At 44.9% G+C, this 23,373-nt stretch carries 26 protein-coding genes and 3 tRNA genes; 17 read left to right on the plus strand and 12 right to left on the minus strand.

Annotation, left to right across the window (positions count from 1 at the left end):
• From PRU_RS03860 to PRU_RS03880, 5 genes are read left to right on the plus strand one after another with little or no spacing between them, the layout of a single operon-like run.
• On the plus strand, positions 1-999 hold the full coding sequence (locus PRU_RS03860; RefSeq protein ID WP_013063970.1) for a vWA domain-containing protein: 999 nt from the start codon (positions 1-3) through the stop codon (positions 997-999).
• Between the two features lie 2 nt (positions 1,000-1,001).
• On the plus strand, positions 1,002-2,702 hold the full coding sequence (locus PRU_RS03865; RefSeq protein WP_013063327.1) for a tetratricopeptide repeat protein: 1,701 nt from the start codon (positions 1,002-1,004) through the stop codon (positions 2,700-2,702).
• Positions 2,702-5,263: a BatD family protein gene (locus tag PRU_RS03870; RefSeq protein ID WP_013065135.1), complete on the plus strand. Its 2,562-nt coding sequence runs from the start codon at positions 2,702-2,704 to the stop codon at positions 5,261-5,263. The genes PRU_RS03865 and PRU_RS03870 overlap by 1 nt, the downstream gene beginning before the upstream one ends.
• Before the next feature lie 6 nt (positions 5,264-5,269).
• Positions 5,270-5,959: a phosphatase PAP2 family protein gene (locus PRU_RS03875; RefSeq protein WP_013064166.1), complete on the plus strand. Its 690-nt coding sequence runs from the start codon at positions 5,270-5,272 to the stop codon at positions 5,957-5,959.
• Positions 5,956-7,173 carry an S-adenosylmethionine:tRNA ribosyltransferase-isomerase gene (locus PRU_RS03880; RefSeq protein WP_013063431.1) on the plus strand — a complete coding sequence of 406 codons (1,218 nt, stop codon included), beginning with the start codon at positions 5,956-5,958 and terminating at the stop codon, positions 7,171-7,173. Before PRU_RS03875 ends, PRU_RS03880 begins: the two co-directional genes overlap by 4 nt.
• A 62-nt stretch (positions 7,174-7,235) precedes the next feature.
• Here the strand turns inward: PRU_RS03880 and PRU_RS03885 are convergent, their stop codons facing one another.
• The gene (locus PRU_RS03885; RefSeq protein ID WP_013064789.1) at positions 7,236-7,871 is read right to left on the minus strand and encodes an OmpH/Skp family outer membrane protein; all 636 of its coding nucleotides are present in this window, start codon (positions 7,869-7,871) and stop codon (positions 7,236-7,238) included.
• Positions 7,872-7,909: 38 nt separating this feature from the next.
• The gene (locus tag PRU_RS03890; protein WP_013064708.1) at positions 7,910-8,116 is read right to left on the minus strand and encodes a hypothetical protein; all 207 of its coding nucleotides are present in this window, start codon (positions 8,114-8,116) and stop codon (positions 7,910-7,912) included.
• Positions 8,117-8,183: 67 nt separating this feature from the next.
• On the opposite strand from PRU_RS03890, the gene PRU_RS03895 reads away from it, so the two are divergent.
• From PRU_RS03895 to PRU_RS03920, 6 genes are all read left to right on the plus strand, one after another.
• Positions 8,184-9,644 carry an aminoacyl-histidine dipeptidase gene (locus tag PRU_RS03895; RefSeq protein ID WP_013063528.1) on the plus strand — a complete coding sequence of 487 codons (1,461 nt, stop codon included), beginning with the start codon at positions 8,184-8,186 and terminating at the stop codon, positions 9,642-9,644.
• Positions 9,641-10,009 (plus strand): hypothetical protein, encoded by a 369-nt coding sequence (locus tag PRU_RS03900; RefSeq protein WP_041385641.1) that lies wholly within the window; start codon positions 9,641-9,643, stop codon positions 10,007-10,009. Before PRU_RS03895 ends, PRU_RS03900 begins: the two co-directional genes overlap by 4 nt.
• 108 nt (positions 10,010-10,117) lie before the next feature.
• Positions 10,118-10,204, plus strand: a tRNA-Ser gene (locus PRU_RS03905).
• A 34-nt stretch (positions 10,205-10,238) separates the two neighbouring features.
• A tRNA-Glu gene (locus PRU_RS03910) sits at positions 10,239-10,310 on the plus strand.
• Between the two features lie 38 nt (positions 10,311-10,348).
• Positions 10,349-10,420: transfer RNA gene (locus tag PRU_RS03915), tRNA-Glu, on the plus strand.
• Positions 10,421-10,479: 59 nt separating this feature from the next.
• Positions 10,480-11,148 (plus strand): AlkZ-related protein, encoded by a 669-nt coding sequence (locus PRU_RS03920; RefSeq protein ID WP_041385643.1) that lies wholly within the window; start codon positions 10,480-10,482, stop codon positions 11,146-11,148.
• A 52-nt stretch (positions 11,149-11,200) separates the two neighbouring features.
• Here PRU_RS03920 and PRU_RS03925 read toward each other — a convergent pair whose 3' ends face one another.
• From PRU_RS03925 to PRU_RS16255, 8 genes are all read right to left on the minus strand, one after another.
• Positions 11,201-11,818 carry a WYL domain-containing protein gene (locus tag PRU_RS03925; RefSeq protein WP_177168154.1) on the minus strand — a complete coding sequence of 206 codons (618 nt, stop codon included), beginning with the start codon at positions 11,816-11,818 and terminating at the stop codon, positions 11,201-11,203.
• Positions 11,819-12,347: 529 nt separating this feature from the next.
• Positions 12,348-12,521: a hypothetical protein gene (locus PRU_RS16005; protein ID WP_177168155.1), complete on the minus strand. Its 174-nt coding sequence runs from the start codon at positions 12,519-12,521 to the stop codon at positions 12,348-12,350.
• 6 nt (positions 12,522-12,527) lie between these two features.
• Positions 12,528-13,031, minus strand: coding sequence for a hypothetical protein (locus PRU_RS03935; protein ID WP_041385647.1), 504 nt, complete (start codon positions 13,029-13,031; stop codon positions 12,528-12,530).
• Positions 13,032-13,114: 83 nt separating this feature from the next.
• The gene (locus PRU_RS03940; RefSeq protein ID WP_041385649.1) at positions 13,115-14,143 is read right to left on the minus strand and encodes a hypothetical protein; all 1,029 of its coding nucleotides are present in this window, start codon (positions 14,141-14,143) and stop codon (positions 13,115-13,117) included.
• Positions 14,140-15,819, minus strand: coding sequence for a hypothetical protein (locus PRU_RS03945; RefSeq protein ID WP_013065034.1), 1,680 nt, complete (start codon positions 15,817-15,819; stop codon positions 14,140-14,142). Before PRU_RS03945 ends, PRU_RS03940 begins: the two co-directional genes overlap by 4 nt.
• A 488-nt stretch (positions 15,820-16,307) precedes the next feature.
• Positions 16,308-17,093, minus strand: a complete 786-nt coding sequence (locus tag PRU_RS03950) for a M48 family metallopeptidase (RefSeq protein ID WP_013064581.1) — start codon at positions 17,091-17,093, stop codon at positions 16,308-16,310.
• Between the two features lie 3 nt (positions 17,094-17,096).
• A complete protein-coding gene (locus tag PRU_RS03955; protein WP_013065182.1) occupies positions 17,097-17,828 on the minus strand; it encodes a DUF3944 domain-containing protein in 732 nt (243 codons plus the stop codon).
• A 213-nt stretch (positions 17,829-18,041) separates the two neighbouring features.
• Entirely contained in the window at positions 18,042-18,149 is a 108-nt protein-coding gene (locus tag PRU_RS16255; protein ID WP_224083018.1) for a smalltalk protein, read from the minus strand.
• On the opposite strand from PRU_RS16255, the gene PRU_RS03960 reads away from it, so the two are divergent.
• Positions 18,111-18,593, plus strand: a complete 483-nt coding sequence (locus tag PRU_RS03960) for a DUF1016 N-terminal domain-containing protein (protein ID WP_224083071.1) — start codon at positions 18,111-18,113, stop codon at positions 18,591-18,593. The two genes, PRU_RS16255 and PRU_RS03960, sit on opposite strands and share 39 nt — an antisense overlap.
• A gap of 65 nt (positions 18,594-18,658) precedes the next feature.
• Here the strand turns inward: PRU_RS03960 and PRU_RS16010 are convergent, their stop codons facing one another.
• On the minus strand, positions 18,659-18,763 hold the full coding sequence (locus tag PRU_RS16010; RefSeq protein ID WP_013064737.1) for a smalltalk protein: 105 nt from the start codon (positions 18,761-18,763) through the stop codon (positions 18,659-18,661).
• Positions 18,764-18,879: 116 nt separating this feature from the next.
• Positions 18,880-19,437: an HU family DNA-binding protein gene (locus PRU_RS03965; protein WP_013065662.1), complete on the minus strand. Its 558-nt coding sequence runs from the start codon at positions 19,435-19,437 to the stop codon at positions 18,880-18,882.
• Between the two features lie 516 nt (positions 19,438-19,953).
• Between PRU_RS03965 and PRU_RS03970 the strand changes: the two genes are divergently transcribed.
• From PRU_RS03970 to PRU_RS03990, 5 genes are all read left to right on the plus strand, one after another.
• Entirely contained in the window at positions 19,954-20,637 is a 684-nt protein-coding gene (locus PRU_RS03970) for a putative polyvalent protein kinase domain-containing protein (RefSeq protein ID WP_049769071.1), read from the plus strand.
• 174 nt (positions 20,638-20,811) lie between these two features.
• Positions 20,812-21,813, plus strand: a complete 1,002-nt coding sequence (locus PRU_RS03975) for a hypothetical protein (RefSeq protein WP_013064177.1) — start codon at positions 20,812-20,814, stop codon at positions 21,811-21,813.
• A 9-nt stretch (positions 21,814-21,822) separates the two neighbouring features.
• Positions 21,823-22,335 (plus strand): hypothetical protein, encoded by a 513-nt coding sequence (locus PRU_RS03980; protein ID WP_143040068.1) that lies wholly within the window; start codon positions 21,823-21,825, stop codon positions 22,333-22,335.
• A 182-nt stretch (positions 22,336-22,517) separates the two neighbouring features.
• A complete protein-coding gene (locus PRU_RS03985; RefSeq protein ID WP_041385652.1) occupies positions 22,518-22,802 on the plus strand; it encodes a hypothetical protein in 285 nt (94 codons plus the stop codon).
• A gap of 87 nt (positions 22,803-22,889) precedes the next feature.
• Complete coding sequence (locus PRU_RS03990; RefSeq protein WP_143040069.1) at positions 22,890-23,279, plus strand: hypothetical protein; 390 nt, start codon at positions 22,890-22,892, stop codon at positions 23,277-23,279.
• Positions 23,280-23,373 lie beyond the last annotated feature (94 nt).

The following is a 23,373-nucleotide window of genomic DNA, read 5'->3' on the forward strand; positions in this document are numbered from 1 at the left end:
ATGGAATTTGCCAATAAAGAATATCTGCTGTTGCTTCTGCTCATCATACCTTATATTATATGGTATGTGATGTACAGAAAGAAAACCGAGCCCACGCTGCGGATGAGCGATACGTTTGCCTTCCGCTATGCGCCAAAAAGCTGGAAGGTTAAGCTTATGCCCCTTTCCATGCTGCTCCGACTGCTGGTATTTGTGATGATAGTCATGGTGCTGGCTCGCCCTCAGACCCGTAACTCGTGGGATAGCAAAACCGTAGAGGGTATTGATATCATGCTGGCTATGGACGTATCTACCAGTATGCTGGCCGAGGACTTGCGCCCTAACCGTATCGAGGCTGCCAAGCAGGTGGCTTCTGAGTTTATCATTGGTCGCCCCAACGATAATATCGGCTTGGCCATTTTTGCCGGCGAATCGTTCACCCAGTGCCCCATGACCACCGATCATGCCTCGCTGCTGAACCTGCTGCAGAATGTGCGTACCGATATCGCCGCCCGCGGACTCATCGAGGATGGTACCGCTATCGGTATGGGACTGGCCAATGCCGTGAGCCGACTCAAGGATTCGAAGGCTAAGAGCAAGGTGGTGATTCTGCTTACCGATGGTAGTAACAACCGTGGTGATATCTCGCCATCTACCGCTGCCGAGATTGCCAAGAGTCTGGGCATCCGCGTTTATACCATTGGTGTGGGTACCAATAAGGTGGCACCTTATCCTATGCCTGTGGCCGGTGGTGTGCAGTATGTGAATGTGCCCGTTGAGATTGATACCAAGACGCTGAGCGAGATTGCCAGCATTACCGAGGGCGATTTCTATCGCGCCACCAATACCAACGAACTTCGTAAAATCTATAAGGAAATCGACCAGCTTGAAAAGTCGAAGCTCAACGTCAAGACCTTCAGCAAGCGTTACGAGGCCTACCAGCCTTTTGCACTTGTGGCTGTGTTGGCGCTGTTGCTCGAGATTCTGCTGCGTGTAACTATATTTAGGAGGATACCGTAATTATGTTTAGATTTGCTGACCCTACATATCTCTATCTCTTAGCGGTGATACCAGTACTGGCCATCATCCGCTTTCTCACGTATCGCAATCAGAAGAAACGTTTGCGTAAGTTTGGCGATCCCAAGCTGTTGCGTTCGCTCATGCCCGATGTGTCTCGTTTCCGCCCCGCAGTAAAATTCTGGATTCTGCAGGGTGCTTTGGCATTGCTGGTTGTTATGCTGGCCCGTCCGCAGTTCGGCACCAAGATCAGTAACGAGCAGCGTACCGGCATCGAGACTATTATTGCGATGGATATCAGTAACTCTATGCTGGCCGAGGATATCACGCCCAGCCGTTTGGACCGTAGTAAGATGATGGTCGAGAATCTGGTAGATCACTTCACCAACGATAAGATTGGCTTGCTGGTGTTTGCTGGCGACGCTTTCGTTCAGTTGCCTATCACCAGCGATTACGTGTCGGCCAAGATGTTCCTCTCCAGCATCGACCCCTCGATGATGGCTACCCAGGGCACTGATATTGCCCGTGCCATCGATATGGCTACCCATAGTTTTACCCAGGAAGAGGGTATTGGCAAGGCCATCATAGTGATTACCGATGGCGAGGATCACGAGGGTGGGGCACTCGAGTCTGCCGAGGCTGCCAAGAAAGCCGGCATGCGTGTGTATGTGCTGGGTGTCGGTTCAACCCAAGGTGCGCCTATCCCCATTCCCGGTACAGGCGATTATATGAAGGATAATACGGGCAACACGGTGATGTCGGCCCTCAACGAGGATATGTGTCGCCAGGTGGCTCAGGCTGGTGGCGGTGCCTATATCCATGTAGAGAACAACAGTGCTGCTCAGGACCAGTTGGATAACGAGCTTTCAAAGCTGGCTAAGAAAGAGACTACCAGCACCGTTTACAGCGAGTTCGACGAGCAGTTCCAGGCTGTAGCCATCTTGGCATTGCTGCTGCTCATTCTCGAGATTTGCATCTTCGACCGTCGCAATCCGCTGCTTAAGCGTTTGTCGCTTTTCGGTTCTAAGAAGAAAGCCGCTGCTACCGTAGCTTTATTGCTGGTGGCTGTTACAGCCAGCGCCCAGACCGATCGCCAGTATATCCGCGAGGGTAACAAGCAGTTCCGTGTGGGGCAGTACGATAAGGCCGAGGTGTCGTATCGTAAGGCCGTAGAAAAAAATCCCAAGAATCCGCAGGCAGCTTATAACCTGGGTAATGCGCTGATGGCTCAGAAGAAGGATTCGTCTGCTGTGCAGCAGTTCGAGCAGGCCACCCGTATCGAGACCAACCCGCTGCGTAAGGCTGCCGCCTATCATAACATGGGTGTGATCTGTCAGACACATAAGATGTACGGCGAGGCCATCGAGGCTTACAAGAATGCTCTGCGCCTGAATCCTAACGACGATGAAACCCGCTATAACCTGGTTCTCTGCAAAAAACAGAAACAGAAGCAGGACCAGAACCAGCAGCAGAATCAGAACAACAAGGACGATCAGAAGAAAGACAATCAGAAGAAGGACGATCAGAAAGATCAGAACAAAGATAAGAAAGACGACAAGCAGCAACAGCAGCAGAAGCCTCAGATGAGTAAGGACAATGCCGAGCAGCTCTTGAATGCCGCCATCCAGAACGAGAAGATGACGCAGGACAAGATGAAGAAACAGCAGCAGAAGCCGCAGCGTCGGAATGTATTAAAGAATTGGTAATGAAACGAATAGCGATATTTATAGCAATGGTAATGACCACGGTTCTGGCCGTGGCCCAAACATTAACAGCATCGGCACCATCGCATGTTGCGGTGGGCGAGCAGTTCCGGTTGTCGTACACGGTCAACACACAGAACGTGTCCGATTTCCGTGCTGGTAATATCCCCTCTGAGTTCGAGGTGCTCATTGGCCCGAACCGCTCCATGCAGTCGAGCTATCAGATGATTAATGGTCACACCTCGTCAACCTCGTCTATTACTTATACTTATATAGTAGCAGCTACCAAGAATGGTACGTTTACCATCCCTGCAGCTTATGCGGTGGTAGATGGCAAGAAGATTACCTCAAAATCGCTCACCATCAAGGTTTCGGGCTCGGTTTCGGGCTCAGGCTCTAGCTCGCGCCAGAATAGCGACGATGGTGCTGAGATGCGCGATGCCGGTAGTCGTATCTCGGGTAGCGACCTGTTTATCAAGGTAAGCGCCAACAAAAAGCGTGTTTACGAGCAGGAGCCCATCCTGCTTACCTATAAGGTTTATACACTGGTACAGCTCACCCAGCTGCGTGGCGATATGCCCGACCTGAAGAGCTTCTATACCCAGGAGGTGGATCTGCCACAGCAGAAGTCGTTCTCGATCGAGACGGTCAATGGTCGTCCATATCGCACCTGCACCTGGAGCCAGTATGTGATGTTCCCACAAACCACTGGTAAACTGCAGATTCCGTCGATTACCTTCGAGGGTATCGTGGTGCAGCAGAATCGTAATGTGGATCCGTTCGAGGCATTCTTCAACGGTGGCTCAGGCTACGTAGAGGTGAAGAAAAAGATTGTGGCTCCTGGTATTGATATTCAGGTTGATCCGCTGCCACAGCGCCCAGCCACATTCTCGGGTGGAGTAGGTAAGTTTAATATCTCGGCCCAGCTCGATAAGACAGAGACCAAGGCCAACGATCCTATCAAACTGCGTGTGATTGTGAGTGGTACAGGTAACCTCAAGCTCATCAAAGAGCCTGTATTGAACTTGCCTAAGGACTTTGATAAGTACGAGCCCAAGGTGACCGACCAGACCAAGCTGACCACAGCCGGACTGGAGGGCTCGAAGATTTACGATATCCTGATTGTACCACGCCATCAGGGGCAGTACGATATTCCACCCGTTGAGTTTACCTATTTCGACACCGCCACCAAGCGTTACGAAACGGTAAAGAGCGAGGGCTTCCATCTCGATGTGGCCAAGGGCTCTGGTAGTGCTTCGGTGAGTGATTTCTCTGGTCAGGAGGATGTCGATGAGTTGAATAAGGATATCCGCTTTATCAAGACAGGCGATGCCGATCAGCATCTCACCAACGATTTCTTCTTCGGCTCAACTGCTTACTGGATTATCATCGCTGCGCTGGTAGTGGTGTTTATCACGCTGTTTGTTATCTTCCGTCAGCGTGCCATCGATAACGCCAATGTTACCAAGATGCGTGGTAAGAAGGCCAACAAGGTGGCCACCAAGCGCCTGAAGCTGGCAGCCCGCCTGATGACCGACAACAAGCCAAACGAGTTCTACGACGAGGTGCTGCGTGCCCTGTGGGGTTATGTGGGCGATAAGCTCAATATCCCAGTGGCCCAGTTGTCGCACGATAACATTAGTCAGAAGCTGGCCGATCGTGGCGTGCATCAGTCAATCATCGATAAGTTTATCGGTGCTATCGACGAGTGCGAGTTCGAGCGTTATGCCCCAGGCGATCCAAAGGGAAATATGAGTAAGGTTTACGATAAGGCCATACTGGCCATCGAGAAGATCGAGGAGGTGATGAAGAAGGGTAGTAAGAAAGCCGCTACTTTGGTATTGTTACTGCTGTTGGCACCTATGGCTGCCCAGGCTGCTACCAAGGCCGAGGCTGATAGCGCTTATATCAACGGCAATTATCAGGAGGCCATCAAGGGTTATGAATATATGCTTAAGCAGGGTGCTTCGGCCGAACTGTATTATAATCTGGGTAATGCCTACTATCGCACCGAGAATATCACCCGTGCCGTGCTTAATTACGAGCGCGCCCTGTTGCTCTCGCCAGGCGATGCCGACATCCGTTTTAACCTGCAGTTGGCCCGCTCTAAAACCATCGATAAGATTGTGCCTGAGAGCGAGATGTTCTTCGTTACCTGGTATCGCTCGTTGGTGAATCTGATGAGTGTCGACGGGTGGGGACGTATGGCCCTTGTGTCGCTGGCCATCGTTATCGTGCTGTTCCTGGTTTACCTGTTCTCGGCCCGTGTATGGGTGCAGAAGTTAGGTTTCTTTGGCGGCATCGCCTTGCTGGTGGTGTTCGTGTTCAGCAATTTCTTTGCCTGGCAGCAGCGCCAGCAGTTGCTGTATCGTCAGGGTGCCATCGTTATAGCCCCATCGGTAGCCGTCAAGAGCACGCCTGCCCAGAACGGTACCGACCTGTTTATCCTGCACGAGGGTACCAAGGTGGTGATTACTGACAGCTCGATGAAGAACTGGCGCGAGGTACGTTTGGCCGACGGAAAGAAAGGTTGGCTGGAGAGTAAGAAAATAGAAATGATTTAATACCCTATGTTTGAGACGTTGATTGATTTCGACCGCGAGTTATTGTTGGCCGTTAACGGCAGCGATTCGCTGTTCCTCGACCGTATGGTGCGCATGCTTACCAACGGTCTTACATGGATACCGCTCTATCTGTCGCTGTTTTATATGGTGATGAAGAATAACGATAATTTCCGCCGTTTGCTGTATGTGCTGCTGGGTGCTGGGTTGTGCATCCTGATAGCAGGTACGCTTAACGACGAAATCGTAAAACCCCTTGTGGCCCGTTGGCGCCCCACACACGATCCCCAGATTGGCACGCTGGTTGATATCGTTGATGGCTATCGTGGCGGCAAGTATGGCTTCTTCTCATCGCATGCAGCCAACACCATGAGCATTGCTGTGTATTTTATCTGGATGGTGCGCAGTCGCCGTTTGTCAATCGCACTGGTCATCTGGTCGCTCCTTAATTGCTGGACCCGCATGTATCTGGGTGTTCACTTCCCAGGCGACATCATGGTAGGCCTGCTGTGGGGTGTGGCAGTAGGCACAGGTGTTTATTTCCTCTATGGTCGTATTACCCGGGGCATGTACACACCTCGTAATCTAAATCCCGACCAATACACCCCGGGCTGCTATCGCCGTTTAGACTGCAACTGGCCTGTAGGCGTGTTTGTATTAACATTAGTTTTTGTATTTATTAAAGCTTGTATTATATGAATTCCGATCCACGACATATTCGTATCAGCGATTATAATTATCCGCTCCCCGATGAGCGTATTGCTAAATTCCCTATTGCCCAGCGCGACCACTCTAAGCTGTTGGTTTACCGTCAGGGCCAGGTAAGTCACGATGTATTCTATAACCTCCCCGAGTATCTGCCCAAGGGTGCTCTCATGGTGTTTAATAACACCAAGGTTATCCAGGCACGTATGCATTTCCGCAAGGATACAGGTGCCCTCATCGAGGTGTTCCTGCTTGAGCCTGCCCAGCCTTCGGACTACGAACTGATATTCCAGACATCCGAGAAGTGTGCGTGGTATTGCCTGGTGGGCAATCTGAAGAAGTGGAAGGAAGGCACGCTTCGTCGCGAAATCGAGATAAAGGGTCAGCAGGTGGTTGTTACAGCTACCCGTGGTCCTATCCACGGCACCTCGCACCGCATCGATTTCGAGTGGACCGGTGGTTTCTCGTTTGCCGAGATTATCGATGCCATGGGCGAACTGCCCATTCCACCATACTTGAATCGTGAAACCCAGGAGAGCGACAAGACTACCTACCAGACCGTTTACTCAAAAATCAAGGGTAGTGTGGCTGCACCTACTGCAGGTTTGCATTTCACCCCCGAGGTGCTGGCAGCCGTCGATGCACACGGTATCGAGCGCGAGGAGCTCACCCTGCATGTGGGTGCCGGAACCTTTAAGCCCGTCAAGAGCGAGGAGATTCAGGGGCACGAGATGCACACCGAGTATATCTCGGTTCGTCGCGACACCATCCGCAAGTTGCTGGCTCACGATGGCTGTGCCATTGCCGTAGGTACCACCAGCGTGCGTACACTCGAGAGCCTGTATTATATGGGACTGAAGGTGATGCAGAACCCCGAGGCATCTGAGGACGATCTGCATGTAAACCAGTGGGAGCCATACGATACCGATACCCAGGTAAGCACCGTTGAGTCGCTTACAGCCCTTGGTGCCTGGATGGATGCCCACGGTCTCGAAGTGCTGCACAGCAGTACCCAGATTATCATCGCCCCCGGTTACAACTATCACATCGTAAAAATGCTGGTAACCAATTTCCACCAGCCACAATCCACCTTGCTGTTGCTGGTAAGCGCCTTTGTAAAGGGCGATTGGCATAAGATCTACGATTATGCGCTGGCCAACGATTTCCGATTCCTCAGCTACGGCGATTCATCGCTGCTTATTCCATAACACAAAAAAATAGGAGCCCCAATCGCGGAGCTCCTGTTCTTTTTATTAAGTATTACCAAAAATTACTTCTTCTCTTCAGCCTTCTTCTCTTCAGCCTTCTTCTCCTCGGCCTTCTCGGCAGCAGGCTTAGCAGTTGGCTTGTAGCGCTTGTTCAGACCGTTGATGACGTCCTGAGTAATATCCAGCTTCTTGTTGCCCATCAGGATGTTGTCGCCAGCCTTCGAAAGGATCAGGTCAAACTTCTTATCCTCGTTGTACGACTTCAGGAAATTCTGCAGTGAGTCGCGCAGAGCCTCGTTAAACTTAGCTGTCTCGCTGGCCAGTTCGTTCTCCAAACGTGCCTGCAACTCCTGCAGGTCGTTCTGCTGGCGCTGTATAGCGGCCTGCTGACTTGCTGCCTGCTCACGGCTCTGGAAACCGTTGTTGTTCAACTTCTGCTGGAAGTTAGCCATAGCAGCCTGCAGGGCATTACCTTTCTGGTTCAAAGTGTTACGGGCGTTGTTGCTCTTCTTCTGCAGGGTTACGCTGTAGTCCTTAGCAAAGTTGTACTGAGTCATCAGCGAGTCAACCTCTACATAAGCAATCTTCATACCCTCGCCGCTAGCAGCAGCGGGCTGATCGTCCATCTTAGGACTCTGTTTGTTGCACGATACCATCATAGCTGCGATGGCCAGTGCTGGAAAAATGTACTTTTTCATTTTCTGTTTTTAATTATTATTTTTTGAATTTTCAATTTTTACTTCTCCGAGACAGCAAACGGACTCTTGGTGCGAAGCTCGCGATCCTGGTCCATCACACAGTGTATACCTCGGTCTTTCATCGCCTGCGAATCGTGAATGTGCTGCGATGAGAACTCGCCGTTGCGCTTTAAAAGCACCTTTACGAGCAAAAATGCCATGCATATAGCAATTATTAACGTGGTTATGAGTAGAGTCTCAATCATTTTTTATATCTTTGCGGCTGCAAAGTTAAGCATTTTATAGCGAAATCAAACAAAAAAAGCATTAATAATGAATAAAAACGATTTAAAACCTGCAGTTGTGTTCGCAGAATTTGCGAAGATTAACGAAATTCCGCGTCCATCTAAGCGCGAAGAGAAGATGATCGAGTATCTGAAATCATGGGGCGAGAGCCACAATCTGGATACAAAAGTTGACGAAACCGGTAATGTGATTATACGTAAGCCCGCCACCAAGGGTATGGAGAACTGCAAGACCGTTATCCTGCAGAGCCATATGGATATGGTGTGCGATAAGCTGGTTGATGTAGAGTTCGATTTCGATAAGGACGCCATCAAGACCTATGTAGATGGTGAGTGGCTCACAGCCGAGGGAACCACACTGGGTGCCGACGACGGTATCGGTTGTGCCATCGAGCTGGCCATCTTGGCATCTGATGATATCCAGCATGGTCCTATCGAGTGCGTGTTCACTCGCGACGAGGAGACTGGCTTGAGCGGTGCCGAGGGCATGAAGGCTGGTTTCATGACTGGCGATTACCTCATCAACCTCGACTCTGAGGACGAGGGCGAAATCTTCGTATCATGCGCCGGTGGTCGTAACACCACAGCCAAGTTCACTTTCCAGCGCCAGCAGGCAGCCGAGGGTAGCTTCTTCATGAAAGCCCAGCTCAAGGGCCTGGTTGGTGGTCACTCAGGTGATGATATCAACAAGAAGCGCGCTAACGCCATCAAGATCCTCGCTCGTTTCCTGTATCAGGAGATGAACCGTTACGAGGGCATCCAGCTCGCTCAGTTCCATAGTGGTAAGCTGCACAACGCCATCCCACGCGATGGTCAGTTCGTGATTGCCGTACCTCATGATGTAAAGGAGAACGTAAAGGCCGACTGGAATGTATTTGCAGCCGAGGTTGAGGACGAGTTCCATGTTACCGACACCCAGATGGTTTGGAGTATGGAGAGCACCGATGCCGAGCCTGTTATCGACCCTGCTGTAGCCAAGAACTTTGTTTGGGCTGTTCAGGCTGTTGATAATGGCATCTACGCCATCTGTCAGGACGAGGAGCTCGGCGGTATGGTCGAGACTTCATCTAACATCGCCAGCATCCACTCTTCCGAGAATGCCATCGAGATTCTGTCAAGCCAGCGCAGTAACGTCATGTCAAACCTCGACAATATGTGTGCCACCATCCGTGCCGCCTTCCAGTTGGCAGGTGCCGAGGCCACATCGGGCGACGGCTATCCCGCTTGGAAGATGAAGGCCAACTCAGAGCTTCAGAAGATTGTTCGCGAGAGCTACGTAAAACTGTTCGGTAAGGAGCCCGTGGTTCGTGGTATCCACGCTGGTTTGGAGTGCGGTCTGTTCTCGGAGCGCTATCCACAGTTGGATATGGTAAGCTTCGGTCCCACATTGCGCTATGTGCATACCCCCGACGAGCGTCTGCTCATTCCAACCGTACAGATGGTATGGGATCATCTGCTTGATGTACTTAAAAACATTCCGCAGAAATGATGCATACGCGCGCGTACATTATAAATATAACCCTTTGCTTGGGTGGGCTGCTTTTCGCTTCGTGCGGAAAGCAGTACACCGCCGAGCAGACGGTGAAGGATTTTGTGGCCGAGAATATGCAGGATGGGGTAGAGACCTCGGGTGTTGATTTTGCCGATTTGGGCACCACACGTCACATTAACGACACACTTGTGGCAAAAATGCGAAAAAATGGTGCACCCTTGTTCAAAAGCGGCATTCAGTATGCTCAAGCACCCGCTGGCGATCTGTTCTATCTGAGAATGAGATACTTATATCAAGGCGACACTTTGCAGAACACCTTCTATCTCGACTCAACGCTTACCCAAGTGGTAGCTTTCAAATAACTTTTTCGAAAAAAAGTCGAATAAAAATTTGGAGGATTCAAAAAATAGTCGTACCTTTGCACCCGCAATCGAGGAGATGCCCCAAGGTTTGGTACTCTAAGGTCCTTTGGAAGGATGGGTGAGTGGCTGAAACCAGCAGTTTGCTAAACTGCCGTACGGGTTCCCGTACCGGGGGTTCGAATCCCCCTCCTTCCGCCTCAGGAAGTCTCCACGAGAGCGTGTCGATGTTGGTCGATTCATCTAATGGTTAGGATACAAGATTCTCAATCTTGGCATAGGGGTTCGATTCCCCTATCGACTACAACATCTTTGACATTCTGGTCGATAATTTGACATGCTGGTCGATTCATCTAATGGTTAGGATACAAGATTCTCAATCTTGGCATAGGGGTTCGATTCCCCTATCGACTACAAAACATGAGCTCCCGTTTTTACGGGAGCTTTTTTCATTCCCTAAAACTAATGTTCGTATGATGTTTCCCGAAGTACATAACAGCGCGCAGCTTACTGAGCTGATTAGCAGCATTGGCTTTTTGCCCTTGCTCGATAGTGGTATTCGTGGTTTCTCGGCCGAAGAGATTGTAGCTGACGATTGTCGTTATGTAGTGTTCAGCGATGGCGGTTGGGATTGGCCGCTGTGGAAGTGGAAGGGTAGCATCATCACCGAGGGGCATCATGTGTATGGTAAGTTCTTTGCTGGCAAGGCAGGCTTTATCAGTCGTGAGTGGTGGCCCGATTTCTGTAACTACCGCCGCAGCAAGTATCCAGCGCCCCAGGAGGGCAGTATTGATGAAGCTATCCTCTTTACCTTAGAGCAGGAGGGCAGTCTGATTACCCGCGAGCTGCGCAGCCAGTGCGGTTTCACCGGTCCTAAGATGCGTAGTAAGTTCGATGGCTACGTTACCCGCCTGCAGATGGCCACCCGTATCGTTACCGAAGATTTTGTGTATCCCCTCGACCGTCACGGTCGTGAGTACGGCTGGGGCTGGTCGCTCCTCACCACACCCGAGCGCCTCTATGGTCGCGCTGCCACCCAGTGCCCCCGCACTCCCGAAGAATCCTTCCAGCGCATCTTCGCCCACATGCAAACCATCTGCCCCCAAGCCTCCGACAAACAACTCCTTAAAATGCTGAAATAATAGTGTAATATTGTTTACAAAATGCACTATCGCACCAACGTTAACGGCAAGATTAGTCGTTATAATGTTCAAGCATTTTCTGTATTGCCGCCTTGATTTCTTCGCGGACATACTGCGGTTCTAAAACTTCCAACTTTTCCCTATGCCATAAAAGCTGCTGATAGAAGTTAAAGCATGGAACAAGCCTGTATTCAAAAATGCTCCATTCAGGATTGATCTCAACTTCCTTTTGTGATTCGTGGATAGGCAGTGTCCTTACATATTCCACCTGTTGTCCGTAAACCTTTATCCTTATTATCTCAGGCTTTTGTTCGTCAGAGTGATTGGCTCCGAAACTGCCGTCAAAGTACTCTTCAACACTTATATCGTTAGTAGGGGCCATTTTCTCCTCTGTCAATGTGATATTGTCCATTCGCTCCAATGCGAAAATTGAAATGCCATGATGATGATTATCAGGCTCTGCCACCAGATACCAGCGCTGTTCCCATGTGCGTAGGAAGTAAGGGATAAGTAATTGATGCTTAACCGTTTGTCGGTTAAACGAGTAATACTCGCACTCTATACCTTTATTTTTGTCAATGGCTTCCAGTATTATCTGCACGTTCTCTACTCCAGTAGGAGCCTCTGTAAGCATAATCTTGTCGCGATGTTTCAGGGCTAGTTCGGTCATACCTTCAATATGATAGGCTGAGAGTAGATAGTCAAATAGAGAATCGTTTTCACCATAGAATCCTTTGTTGCGATGCAACTCGTTTTTCCCCGTTCTGGTATTATACTCTATATAACAAGGGAAATTTAACTCAATATAATCCTTATATCTCAGAAATGTTCGAGGTAGAATATCATCACCTTCATATATAGAAGAGTACTGATAACTCTCATTTATCTCCTTCAGAGTCATTGCACCTTTCCGCTCCAGCAGATTAATCAGGTAGAGGCATTTTCTTATTTTAGGTTGCATAGGCAGTTATTTTTGTGGCAAAGATAGTTATTATTTTTATATACACAAAGGATTATGCTCTTCTTTTTCATTATAAACAGTTTTTTTATTTGCATATTGAGTTCTAGTGTGATGTTCCTCCAAAGCTTCATCCAATTTGTTGTGCTTGACAATTCCTGGGTATATCCAGGTTGAATGAATTGAAGCATGAAGAACTGGCTATTCATCTTAGAAATAGGGAGTGGGTCTTTTTTTATTTTCATTTTATCTTTCCTTTATCTATAGAAAATTTTGATGCCCAGTCTTCATAACCACATGAAGGACAAGTTGCCTTAAACTGTGATGAGTCGTAAATTATATCACCACCATTACACCACACGACAGGACTGCCACATTTGGGACAAATTAAATCAACAACAATAATACTACTCATAGCACTTTAATTTTTATTATTCGATTCCTTACTTTTACTAATACTCTCCATCTCTTCAACAAATTTCCCAATCAGATTATTGGGATCTTCTACCACATGAAGGAATTCATTAAAAAAGTGTGGTATTCTCTTATAATTAATTCCATCTTTAGTTACTTCCACATAAACTATTCTTCTTCCAGTATCAAATTCGTGGTTTGTTACTAAGGGAACAATTCTTATCTGATACTTGGGCCTACAGATAATTCCTAGGTTCAATAAAAGCTCAGCCATTTTATCTATATTGTCCCAGATATCTTTTGGAAATAGAAATATAGAATAACCTTCAGGAATATCGACATCTTTCCACTCTTCCGAGTCTAGATATTTTTTATAAGAGTTAGAGTATGGAACAATGACGCCAAGTTTAATTAATTCTGGAGGCAATGGATCTCTGTGAACAACGACACTGCCCCATAATACTATGGAAGGACAATATTCATTGTATTTTCGAATTAATTCCATTTTCATATTACCTTTGCTTCATGTTTCTGGCTGCAAAGATAAAAAGAGAGGCAGACATTTTGTGTCCGCCCCCCAAAAACTTATCAGGATTAAATCAGGATGGTATAAAACAATGATGCTAATGAGATTGCCAATGCGATTATTGAGACGATCTTATAAACTGCCAATTGTTTCTTCATCTTTTCAAAAATAGCATTTTGATTCTCTATAAAGCCATCTGTCTGCTCTTGAATCTCCGCAGTTTTATGTTCTGCTTCTTTCTGAAATTCTGATAATGCAATTGCTGTTTGCTCTTTAATCTGAGAAACAAATTCCTCTTGTGCCTTAACTAATTCTTCGGATGATCGTTTTATCTCGGCAAGAGAATCAGTAATGTGTTTCTCTATTCTATCTAGTGATTCATTTTGTTCATTCTTCAATAACGAAGATGCTTCTTCTTGATTTTTTTTGATATCTGTAATAGTCACAGATAGCTTATCGTTGAGGTCTTTAATATATGAATCATGGGATTTTTCTAATGACTCAGCTTCATGTATTATTGTCTGAAGTTTATCATTTATTTTTTTTTGAGTATTTTGCCATTCTGACTGCAATAGAGATAGCCCCTCCTCAAGCTGCTGGTACTCTTTTGCTTCGGCCTCTACATTCTCGGCAAATATATCAATTAATTCAGAAATACTTATTTCACCCTTTTTGATCTTTTCTGTTACATCATTTAACCTTTTAACAGCTTTTTCACTTGCTCTTTTATCTCTTCGCTGATTAAATGTTATTATTCCCATACATATGATCATGTTTTTAATAATAATCAGAGTATTGGAAAGATTATCATTAAGGTGACCAATGACCTTGGATGTATTCTGAAAAGAACTAGTAAAATCTGTATTAATTGATATCAAAGCATCTTTTACCGAATTCGTTGATGGAGGTGCCCAATTTGCCCCCAAGATGTTGCCAACCTTTTCTATATCAGCCCCTCCATTATAAATCGTATTCTGTAAGGTTGATATACTACTTTTGATGGTAGAAACATTCTTCTCTAGTCCTGCAAGTTCTTTCTGTAAATCTGCAAGAGACTTTGGGGGTTCTTTCTGATTTGGCAATAATTCTTTATTCATTTCTTTATACTTTTTCTAAGATTATATAATTTTATTTCGTTTTCACTCTGGATTTTATCGATTTCTTTTAATGTCGAATTCATCTCTTCGTTATGTTCTTTTTCAATCTTTTCAATCTCCTGCCGTTCTTTTTGAACTTCTACAAAACTATTTATATAGGAATACATATATTGGTATGTTCCAAATAATGCAACATCAACTTTGGCGGAAGATACATGCACATAATAATCCGACAATTCTTTTATCTTATCCATATTGGTATTACGTTCAGCTAAAGAGTTTTCTCGCATCTGATTGTTCTTATACTGAATAAAAAGATAAGTAATGAGTATTCCCGCTAGACCTACAATAATTGAAACCAACACATTTGCCACATCATCAGACATAGAGCCTAAAATGGGTAAATTCGTTGATAAGAATTTTGAAATGGCTTCAGTTAGGAAAATGCCTATACAAGTTGAAATGCCTGCAAATATTATTTTCCCTGCAGCCTGCATTCTTTCCTCCATTGGCTTGGAGTTATCGCATAGTACTTTAACGGCCCTTCCTAAAGAAAGGGTTGCTTCTCTAATTATTATTACTATGCGTTTTACGGTTGTTATAAAACTATTAATTATAAATGTAACAATAGTGGAAATGATACCAGATATTCCGCCTTCTAAGGCAGAATTACCGATTTCCTTTATGTGACTTTGAATTTTATAACGAATATTTTTCAAGCCCTCAATAATATATAAGATAAAGGATCGGAACCCCTCCAATGTCCCTTCTTTATACTTTTTTATTGCATCTTTAATAATCAAAAAACTCTCTTCTACCATTATTTTTAATGCACAACCTAAAGCCTGGCGTAAGGCCAACTTAAGTCCAGCTTTCGCTCCTTCTTTACCTAATTCTTGACCATGATAGATAATCCTTTCTTTGGTTGTAGGCTCGTGTTCTTTAACGGCTTCATCAGACCTTCTTTGAGCTGCATTAACACGCCGATTGTCCATTCCTCGATCTTCTTTATTTGTAAGTTCTGGATTTCGGCTACTTTTTTGAGTTTCATAATCGTATTTATCTTTCTCTCCTAATGATTCATTTAAGGAACCATCGACAACGTTTAAATTTCTTTTATCTGTACCAAACTTATTTCTTTTTTCTTTATTCTGCATCCAACCTCCCTTTTTATGATATTGTTTTGCGGAGAAAAAATGGTCAACATGAGGATTTGTCGTTTCTCTGCCTGTTAATTGATCCTTATCCTGTCCATTAACTTTTCTTTCACTTTTTATCTTCTCTCTTTGTCTAGCCGTAAAATCGTAATCTTCTCTATTAAATTTTTCACTATCTTTTGCAAAAATATCTTTTTCGGCATTATGCTGGGTTGTCACTGCACCACCATCTTTATCATTAAACATGGCTCTAGAGAGACCGAAGGGCCCCAAAATACTGTCTATCACAATGTCTTCGCATTCGTTTGCCAAGTTAAAAACTTGCTCATTGGCGTCGACATTCTTGTTTTTTTGATTTATTGTTTCTAGTTCATCAAGAAGTCTTTGCTCTTCCTGTTCCAGAGAATTATAAATCAAATCCCAATCTGCATTCTCAATTTCTTCAAAATCCTTATCCGTCATTTCTGCAATTTCAGAAATTACGATGTCATCATTTGCGTAGTTCTTTAAATCATCCATGACCTTATTGTTTTACGTTCCATATGTTTGCGACAAGAAGTGTCTCTTCCTCCTCCATATATACTTGTTTGTCAAGAGAACAATTTCTTATAACAATACTTATCAGCCTCCATGTAATATGTCAAATGAGCGTTGCCGCTTCAGCTCTTTTAGATTGTTTGGGCAAATATAGGGATTATTTCTGAAACATCCAAGTATTTGTGCTTTTTTTATATCAAAGAGTGAGTTTTCTATGTTAAACACTCTATGAAATCAGAAAGCAAACTCCCAAAGCAAACAGATGTCTGTATCGCCATAGGGCAGGGAGCTCCAAGTAAACTTCTTCCTCAGTGAGGGAGATTGATATGATGGCACATCCTATCCAGATCAAAGATGTGAAAGTGTATATTCTAGGGACACCAGCAAATACCATAATTGTTACAACAACCATGTGGAGGTATGGAATACCTTTTGTTACAATATCTAACGTCATAATCTTTTTCTTCAGTTCAACAATCTATATTTCTTAATTTTCTGTATTGCCAGGAGTTTTTCCAACGGTCTATCTCCCAGGCACGATATACTTGTTGAGGATGGGAGTTGAATGCGATGCGACAGTTCTGTTGCAAACGATTAAGCCAAGAGGATTCTTTGAAATGATGATATTCACGAGCCTGCTCAACGAGCTGATAAGGATTCCCGCTAATCTCCTTCAGACCGCATGTTGACTTGAGCATTGTGGTTTGAAAAGCAAACTCACCTACAACTGCAGCAGCACAACGATCAGCAGAAAGCTCACTCTTACGAGACCAATAATGCATAGCCATCAAAACGGGACCTAATGTGGCATATGAGAGGATGTCAAGCCAATAACCCAACTCGCTGATTGTTCTAAGAAGCGTTGAATATAATGTATGATGGCAAAGAATATGTCCGCACTCATGGGCCATAACGCATCTAAGTTCATCAAGCTCCATTCTTTCTACGATTGCACTGCTCAAAGCTATGAAGGTGTTATTTTCTCCATATGTAAATGCATTCATATGTGGATCGTTATAGATGTAGAGTTCTGGTTCAGTAATGCCTACTTTTTCAACTACCTCCTTAAAAGCTATGTATAGAGCCGGATAGTTCGTGGAACTAACTCTGACAAAGGAACCAAGGCACATACCTCGATATATCCTTTCAAGGCCATGCTCCATACAATAGCTTATAAGCTCATTATATCCCTTTAGGCTCTGTAAGGCTCTTATTGCCTTCGCATCTTCGGGATGCATGATATCACGTACTTCCATAATTTATGCTTCTGATAGTTCAACATGACGATAACGCATACCCGCAATCATTATTACTGCAGGAATAACAACACGATAAGCAGGCGAGGCGATGTCGCTGATAGTCCAGCATGCCAACATTCCCCAACCAATAGGGCCAGCTAACATACCAACATATCTCTCAAAGGTTATCATACCCATCATAGAGATAGTACGTCCAAAAATCATATTGGCAATACGAGTGATAATGAATGTCATTAATTCCACGAAAAGATATCTATTGGTACGTAGAGAAATCATCAACGAGAATACGATTTGCTGTCGATTCAGGTTCTTATGTGATATACCTGCTTTGTCAGCAAGATCTCTTAGTTCTTCATCAGAGAGTTTCTCTGTAGTTTTCTCGCACAGCGTTGTCAGTAATCGCTGTTCCATCATATTAACGTTATCATTGTAAGCCACACTCACTTTAAGTTTCTTGCAAACTCTTCTTAAGATGGTCTCATAGCTATCTGCCTCACCTTTCTTATATAATGTATGTACAGTGTTACTACCAAACTTACGAAATTCTTCGCTAATCTCCTTTGCCATTAGATTCATTTTTTCAGGGTAGCAGTTTAGGTAGGCATCGGTATTTGATAACTGTTCACTAAATCTCAATTCACCTTGTTTATTATGTGTGAGTATGTCGCACAATGTACGAAGGTCGTCATTCTGGCACTTTGCCAAGAATAGTAAATCTTTGTCTTCTTTCATAACTATATCCTCCATTTTAAGTTTCTGGGGGCAAAATTATACTATGAGTCGGACTAAACCTGTCCGACCTAAGATAATATTCAAAAATTAAGTTATGATATGCCGTTATTGATACAAAAATACCCTCAGGCTTCGATTTGAAACCTGAGGGTGATAGGATAGAGCCTGCTGCAGTAAGCGTGGCGGGCCGCGCAAGTGCAGGTCCTTGGCTATCTACATGGCGCCCATGCACGATGTCGCACCTAGGGCTGTTACAATCGCAGTAGCTACATCTCTAACAAGATTGCTGCTTCTGAATGGGGTGATGGCGTTGTTAAACAATTGGCTGATTATATCGAAAGAACTAGCCCAGAAGCTAAAGGATTTTCTGATAAGAACCTTTGGCGAATGAAGCAGTTCTATGAGACATATAATGGCATGGACGAAAAACTCTCAGCACTGCTGAGACAAATTAATTGGACAAACAATCTAACTATTTTAAGTCGTACCAAATCAACCGAAGAAAGATACTTTTATTTGAAACAATGTATCCAGGAGAGATGGACTAAGCGAGAACAAAATCGTCAGATAGATAGTGCTCTTTATGAAAGATCTAAAGTAGGAACTCCAAAACTCTCACCACTGGTGAGAGAAATAGCTCCACAAGCAGAACAGATATTTAGAGACCAATATGTACTGGAGTTTTTTGGTGGAAAAGAGTATAAATATGAGAATGATCTGCCTGGCTTTATAATAAAATCCCCCAGGCTTCGCTTTGAAACCTGAGGGTGATAGGATAGAGCCTGCTGCAGTATGCGTGGCGGGCCGCGCAAGTGCAGGTCCTTGGCTATCTACATGGCGCCCATGCAACTCGTGGCGCCTAGGGCCGTTACAATCGCAGTAGCGATACTTGCTATCATCTGTATGATGAACTTAAATGTTTCTTTCTTTGTCATAATGGTTAAAGGTTTAATAGGTTAATGTTTAATCTTTTAATCGTTTCTTTAGTACGCTTGCCTAAGCAAGAATGTTTCATGTTTCATGTAAAGGGTGGGGCCTAAGCCCCAAGCCCTTAATCACCAATCGGCTCGTTATGATTTCCGCCGCCACCGGTATTACCACCTTGGTTGCCGCCACCAGTGTTTCCACCGGTATTGCCTCCGCCATTGCTTGGCTCGTCGGGATCCTCAACCGTACCTGGGTCTGTCGAGGTTACACGCTTAATCTCCTTACCATCGCGGTCGTAGCAGGTAATCTGGATGGCTGTACCTGCCAGCTCCTCTTTCAGATCCACCGCTGGGGTGAAGATGATTCGACGACTGGTTACCAGTCCGGCTTTCACCTCATCAACCTTGGCTACACTCTTGGCGCGGATGCCGAATCGCATGGTTCCCAAACCTGGCAGCGCAACCGAGTGACCCTCTGTGGCCCAAGCTTTAATCACTTCGCCAGCAGCATCCCAGCAGGCCTGCATAATGCCTTTGCTAACTCCGCTGCGCAGGGCAGCCTCCTTAATCACCTTGTCCTGCGAGAGTGAGGTGTACAACTCCGGCATCATGATGTAGCGATAAGTGCCCTCATACTTGCCAATCTTCTGCAACTTTTCCTGTGCTTTAACTTTAAGTGCCATAATTCTAATTTTGTTTTTGTGTTGTTGTAAATAAAAATGTTTAATGTTTAATCTTTAATGTTTAATGTCTCAACTCCGATGTAGATTTGCGCCCTCGTGTGGGAGAATTTCTTAGTGCACGTGGGAAATAGTTTTGCCGCACGTGGCCGCCATCTGTCTCATTCATTTCAACGGTGCAAAGGTACGATATTTTGATTGCGGTCTACGAATAATTCTCCAACTTTTTTCATTTTTCTCGAAAAAAAATTTCTGTGCAGTCAATAGTCATTAATGTCAATAGTCAATAAGCCTCGAACAACCCTGTATTTTAAATAAAAGAATATATATAATATATTATATATATTCTTTTAATACTTACCCACATTTCCACTACTCTTAATGACTAATGACTAATGACTACTAATGACTGAAATATAGCTCGCAGGATATTGAGTTTTTTTCTAAAGAAAAACCCGAAAAAAATTGGATGCTATCCAAAAAAGATGTATATTTGCAGCGATAAATTTTAAATGATAAATGAATGGATATTGTTCTGAACGATTATCACAAGAAAATGAACGCTATCAAGATAGCGAAGGTTGCATATTGGAAAGCGCATCCGCTTTCGCGTGCGGAGTCCTTAAAGAGATTGAGGAACTTGCGGGAACAACGTCTTGCAAATCTCTCCAACTGGTAAGGCTCAAGAAATGGGCCCAAGAGCAAGGCTGCTGGTATAATGATCGCAGCCTTTTTGGCGATTATTTTGATCGTGGCTCAGAGAACGAAACTTATTTGTCACCAGATCTTAATGATATTATAAAACTTAACGACTTCCGTTATTCTGACGATAATCTCACTTCTTTCTTTGAACGTATCAAGGCTCATAATACTTACTTCCCTGATTGTGCATATCGTATGATTGGCTTTGCAGAGAATATCCAAGGAAAGATTTGTGCGGTCCTTGTTCAACCATTTATCTCTGATGCACGATTAGCTACAAAAGAAGAAATTTACGATGAGTTTATTCGCCTTGGCTTTAGTCCGGAAGATAATGGTGAATACTTTACTAACGGTAGGCATGATATTTTTGATGCCGTTGATGGTAATGTACTCGTTGACGATGAGGGACATCTGTATTTTATTGATACCATCATATACAAATCGGGTACAGGCGGTGTAGAGGCATACAACAGTCTTTCGCCCAGAGCAAAATCGAAATAACAATCAATATAGCTTTACCTAGCAGGTAATGATGGTTAATGAGTAGAAACATTAGTCATCATTTAAAAAACCTTAAACTCGCAAATTTTAAAGAATCACCATACTTGAAACACACATTTTTTATTTATCTTTGCCATCGTTTTTGGGCTAACTTACCCTATACCAACTTCAACTATGAGTATTATACAACTAAATATAGTAGGTATTCCTTACCGTAAAGATCTTTATGGGCATGTCGGCGAGTTTCTTGCTGAGGCGCCTGGGCATGCTATGACTCTCAGACCTGAAAGCGCTAACGACAGCGACAAGGTTGCCGTTCGTGCTTACGACTGGCTGGGACGACACGTAGGATATGTATCAAGTCCAGAGCTACCGAGAGCATGGGGAGCGCTACGATGCAGCGAACAAAACAAATTAAGAGGTATGATAGTTGGTTCTAATATCGAGCACCCGTGTGTAGCGTTCGAGTGTGTGGTGTTAGATTATAAAGGCCCTGTAACCGACTTGTATCCGCAAAAAATATTTCTGGATTGGAAATATACTGGTCCTGTACTCGATATTCCAGAAGAGTTTGATAACCTGGTTTATATGCGCGATGAAATAATAGACCGACTAACCGAACGTGATGAATGGGATGATGAAGCACAGGCGCACTTTATCTCGCTAGTAAAACGTTTTTCCGCTTATCTGAAATACGATATTTCGGGCGAAATGAGCGACTATCGAAAACACCTGATAGAGATGCTTACTGATATCGGTGACTGCGAGTTTCAGGAGGTCATCGACGAACTTACAATGTCAGCTGGACGTACAGGTCGTGAGACAACGTGTGGTAGTGTGCTGGAATTTTGGAAAGAGCAGATGCAGTCGGCCGATACACGAAAACATCTGATGGTGCACCAACGAAAGTATAATGCCAAGACGGTAGAAAAGGAACTGGAAGAGTTTCCCGAAAACTTGTACTTTGAATGGAAGGCTAACCCCGAACGCTTTGTTTCAAAACTATATTATCGGCATATTCCTCGCGAGGTTATATGGCGATTTGTTTCAGGCATAGCATTTGTAGAAATGACAAATGCTATCGCCAAGAAAGCCGAAGATGAAAAGGCTATACACGAAAAGCGTAATGTGATATTAACAGGCGATAATGCTAGTTATATAGAAAATAAAGAATAATAAGATACAATGGCAAGAAGAATAATAATGACGGGTGATGAGGCGCAGTATATAGAGCGTCGTGGTGCGAATGCACAGCCCGATGACGACCGCGAGATACGTATGGAGGGGCGGCACGCCCGCTACGAGGAGTGCTCGGTAGCCCAGGTGGCTCATTTCCCTATTAACAACAATGAGGCAGCGGGCAAACAGTGGTTCGAGTTCCTGATTAGAAATGGATTTATTGCTCCTGATACCGAGATGAGCTGCTGGCAGTATCTGATGGGCTTCTCAACCAATCAGCCAACTGACATTAAACCGATAGAGTGGATGAAAACAGTTGAGACGGCACGACTGATGCTGGTAAAGGTGAATAACGAGGTGCTTGCGAAGAAACAGATGACCATAGCACACATGAACGAACTGGCAGCACAATGCTTTACCAAACAGGGGCAATCGCTTAAATTGGCCAAACCACGAAAAGAGTTATCTGCCGATGCTGATGCAATAGAGAATTTTATTCCGACCATTTCCGACCTTTAACCGAAACACCTGTAAATACTAGGTTTTCGACATATTTCTCCCGACTGTTTCCGACTGCGAAATGGTCGGGAGATACCTTTATTTTTCTGCTTTTCAATGCCAAAAAGTGCTTAATTTTGCACTCGTAAACCTGAGGCTTCTCGGTGATTCACAAGTGTTAATTTGATTTGTTGATACACATTATGGAAACAAAGATTTTAAAAGTGGTACGCCAGGGCGAGGCCTTTAGCGTACAGTCATCAAAGAGTGACAACGGTACCATTCAGAAGTGTAACATTGTGCTGCGCGAGATGGGTGGTAGCAAGTTCGAAAACGAGTATGTGTGCGCCATGCTGGGCAATCTGGCGGCGTGCAGGTTCTACGAAGGTGATGTGGTGGCAGCCACACTTCGTTTCTCTACACATGAGTATCAGGGGCAGGTGTTCCAAGAAATACTTGCGACCGATATCGTAGTTATTAAACATTAATTTTCTGAGTTGAGGGTGAGGAGGATATTCTCGAGTAAATGGCCAAGGAATCCGAAACTTCTTCTCGCTTAAACACTTAGAAAAAATATGAAAACAAGAAAAAGCAGAATTTTAGGAGAACAGGTAATGGTTGAAGGTCTGATGACCTTTGGCAAGTTGGAAACAGGACTGCGCACACTTGATTTTGAGTGCTGCGAGGATGTGGCGGCCGAGGCTTTTAAGGGTAAGTTCGTGGTGCAGGGCATGCGTGATGGTAACGTGTATATGAGCGAGTTGCCTAAGCGACCAAAGAACAAGCCGCTGTTTCGTGAGGATAACTGCTCGTTGTCGCACGGTCGTAACGGTCGCTACTATTTTGTATTCTCGCTGGATGATGATGAGGTAGGGCAGTTACCCCAGAAACTAACTGAACAGGCAAACAACATAGCCAGCAAAATGATAAGGAAGATACTATTGGAAGGAGGTGAGCTGGGATGAGTTGCCACTTAGTATATTATAAGGATGGGGCGAAGATGATGCGCCCCGTCCTTTCGAGAGAGGAGTATCTGGCTTTGCGAAATGGTGGCGAGCA

Source organism: Xylanibacter ruminicola 23 (assembly GCF_000025925.1).
GTDB classification, from domain to species: domain Bacteria; phylum Bacteroidota; class Bacteroidia; order Bacteroidales; family Bacteroidaceae; genus Prevotella; species Prevotella ruminicola.

Bases quoted from the DNA above. Each gene is read 5' to 3' on its own strand.
- PRU_RS03940 (WP_041385649.1), bottom strand. From the start codon at position 14,143: ATGAATAAAGAATTATTGCCAAATCAGAAAGAACCCCCAAAGTCTCTT.
- PRU_RS03895 (WP_013063528.1), top strand. From the start codon at position 8,184: ATGAATAAAAACGATTTAAAACCTGCAGTTGTGTTCGCAGAATTTGCG.
- PRU_RS03925 (WP_177168154.1), bottom strand. From the start codon at position 11,818: ATGACCGAACTAGCCCTGAAACATCGCGACAAGATTATGCTTACAGAG.
- PRU_RS03880 (WP_013063431.1), top strand. From the start codon at position 5,956: ATGAATTCCGATCCACGACATATTCGTATCAGCGATTATAATTATCCG.
- PRU_RS03900 (WP_041385641.1), top strand. From the start codon at position 9,641: ATGATGCATACGCGCGCGTACATTATAAATATAACCCTTTGCTTGGGT.
- PRU_RS03950 (WP_013064581.1), bottom strand. From the start codon at position 17,093: ATGGAAGTACGTGATATCATGCATCCCGAAGATGCGAAGGCAATAAGA.
- PRU_RS03860 (WP_013063970.1), top strand. From the start codon at position 1: ATGGAATTTGCCAATAAAGAATATCTGCTGTTGCTTCTGCTCATCATA.
- PRU_RS03975 (WP_013064177.1), top strand. From the start codon at position 20,812: ATGAGTATTATACAACTAAATATAGTAGGTATTCCTTACCGTAAAGAT.
- PRU_RS03920 (WP_041385643.1), top strand. From the start codon at position 10,480: ATGATGTTTCCCGAAGTACATAACAGCGCGCAGCTTACTGAGCTGATT.
- PRU_RS16010 (WP_013064737.1), bottom strand. From the start codon at position 18,763: ATGACAAAGAAAGAAACATTTAAGTTCATCATACAGATGATAGCAAGT.
- PRU_RS03890 (WP_013064708.1), bottom strand. From the start codon at position 8,116: ATGATTGAGACTCTACTCATAACCACGTTAATAATTGCTATATGCATG.
- PRU_RS03985 (WP_041385652.1), top strand. From the start codon at position 22,518: ATGGAAACAAAGATTTTAAAAGTGGTACGCCAGGGCGAGGCCTTTAGC.
- PRU_RS03885 (WP_013064789.1), bottom strand. From the start codon at position 7,871: ATGAAAAAGTACATTTTTCCAGCACTGGCCATCGCAGCTATGATGGTA.
- PRU_RS03865 (WP_013063327.1), top strand. From the start codon at position 1,002: ATGTTTAGATTTGCTGACCCTACATATCTCTATCTCTTAGCGGTGATA.
- PRU_RS03875 (WP_013064166.1), top strand. From the start codon at position 5,270: ATGTTTGAGACGTTGATTGATTTCGACCGCGAGTTATTGTTGGCCGTT.
- PRU_RS03870 (WP_013065135.1), top strand. From the start codon at position 2,702: ATGAAACGAATAGCGATATTTATAGCAATGGTAATGACCACGGTTCTG.
- PRU_RS16005 (WP_177168155.1), bottom strand. From the start codon at position 12,521: ATGAGTAGTATTATTGTTGTTGATTTAATTTGTCCCAAATGTGGCAGT.
- PRU_RS03990 (WP_143040069.1), top strand. From the start codon at position 22,890: ATGAAAACAAGAAAAAGCAGAATTTTAGGAGAACAGGTAATGGTTGAA.
- PRU_RS03965 (WP_013065662.1), bottom strand. From the start codon at position 19,437: ATGGCACTTAAAGTTAAAGCACAGGAAAAGTTGCAGAAGATTGGCAAG.
- PRU_RS03935 (WP_041385647.1), bottom strand. From the start codon at position 13,031: ATGAAAATGGAATTAATTCGAAAATACAATGAATATTGTCCTTCCATA.
- PRU_RS03970 (WP_049769071.1), top strand. From the start codon at position 19,954: ATGAATGGATATTGTTCTGAACGATTATCACAAGAAAATGAACGCTAT.
- PRU_RS03955 (WP_013065182.1), bottom strand. From the start codon at position 17,828: ATGAAAGAAGACAAAGATTTACTATTCTTGGCAAAGTGCCAGAATGAC.
- PRU_RS03945 (WP_013065034.1), bottom strand. From the start codon at position 15,819: ATGGATGATTTAAAGAACTACGCAAATGATGACATCGTAATTTCTGAA.
- PRU_RS03980 (WP_143040068.1), top strand. From the start codon at position 21,823: ATGGCAAGAAGAATAATAATGACGGGTGATGAGGCGCAGTATATAGAG.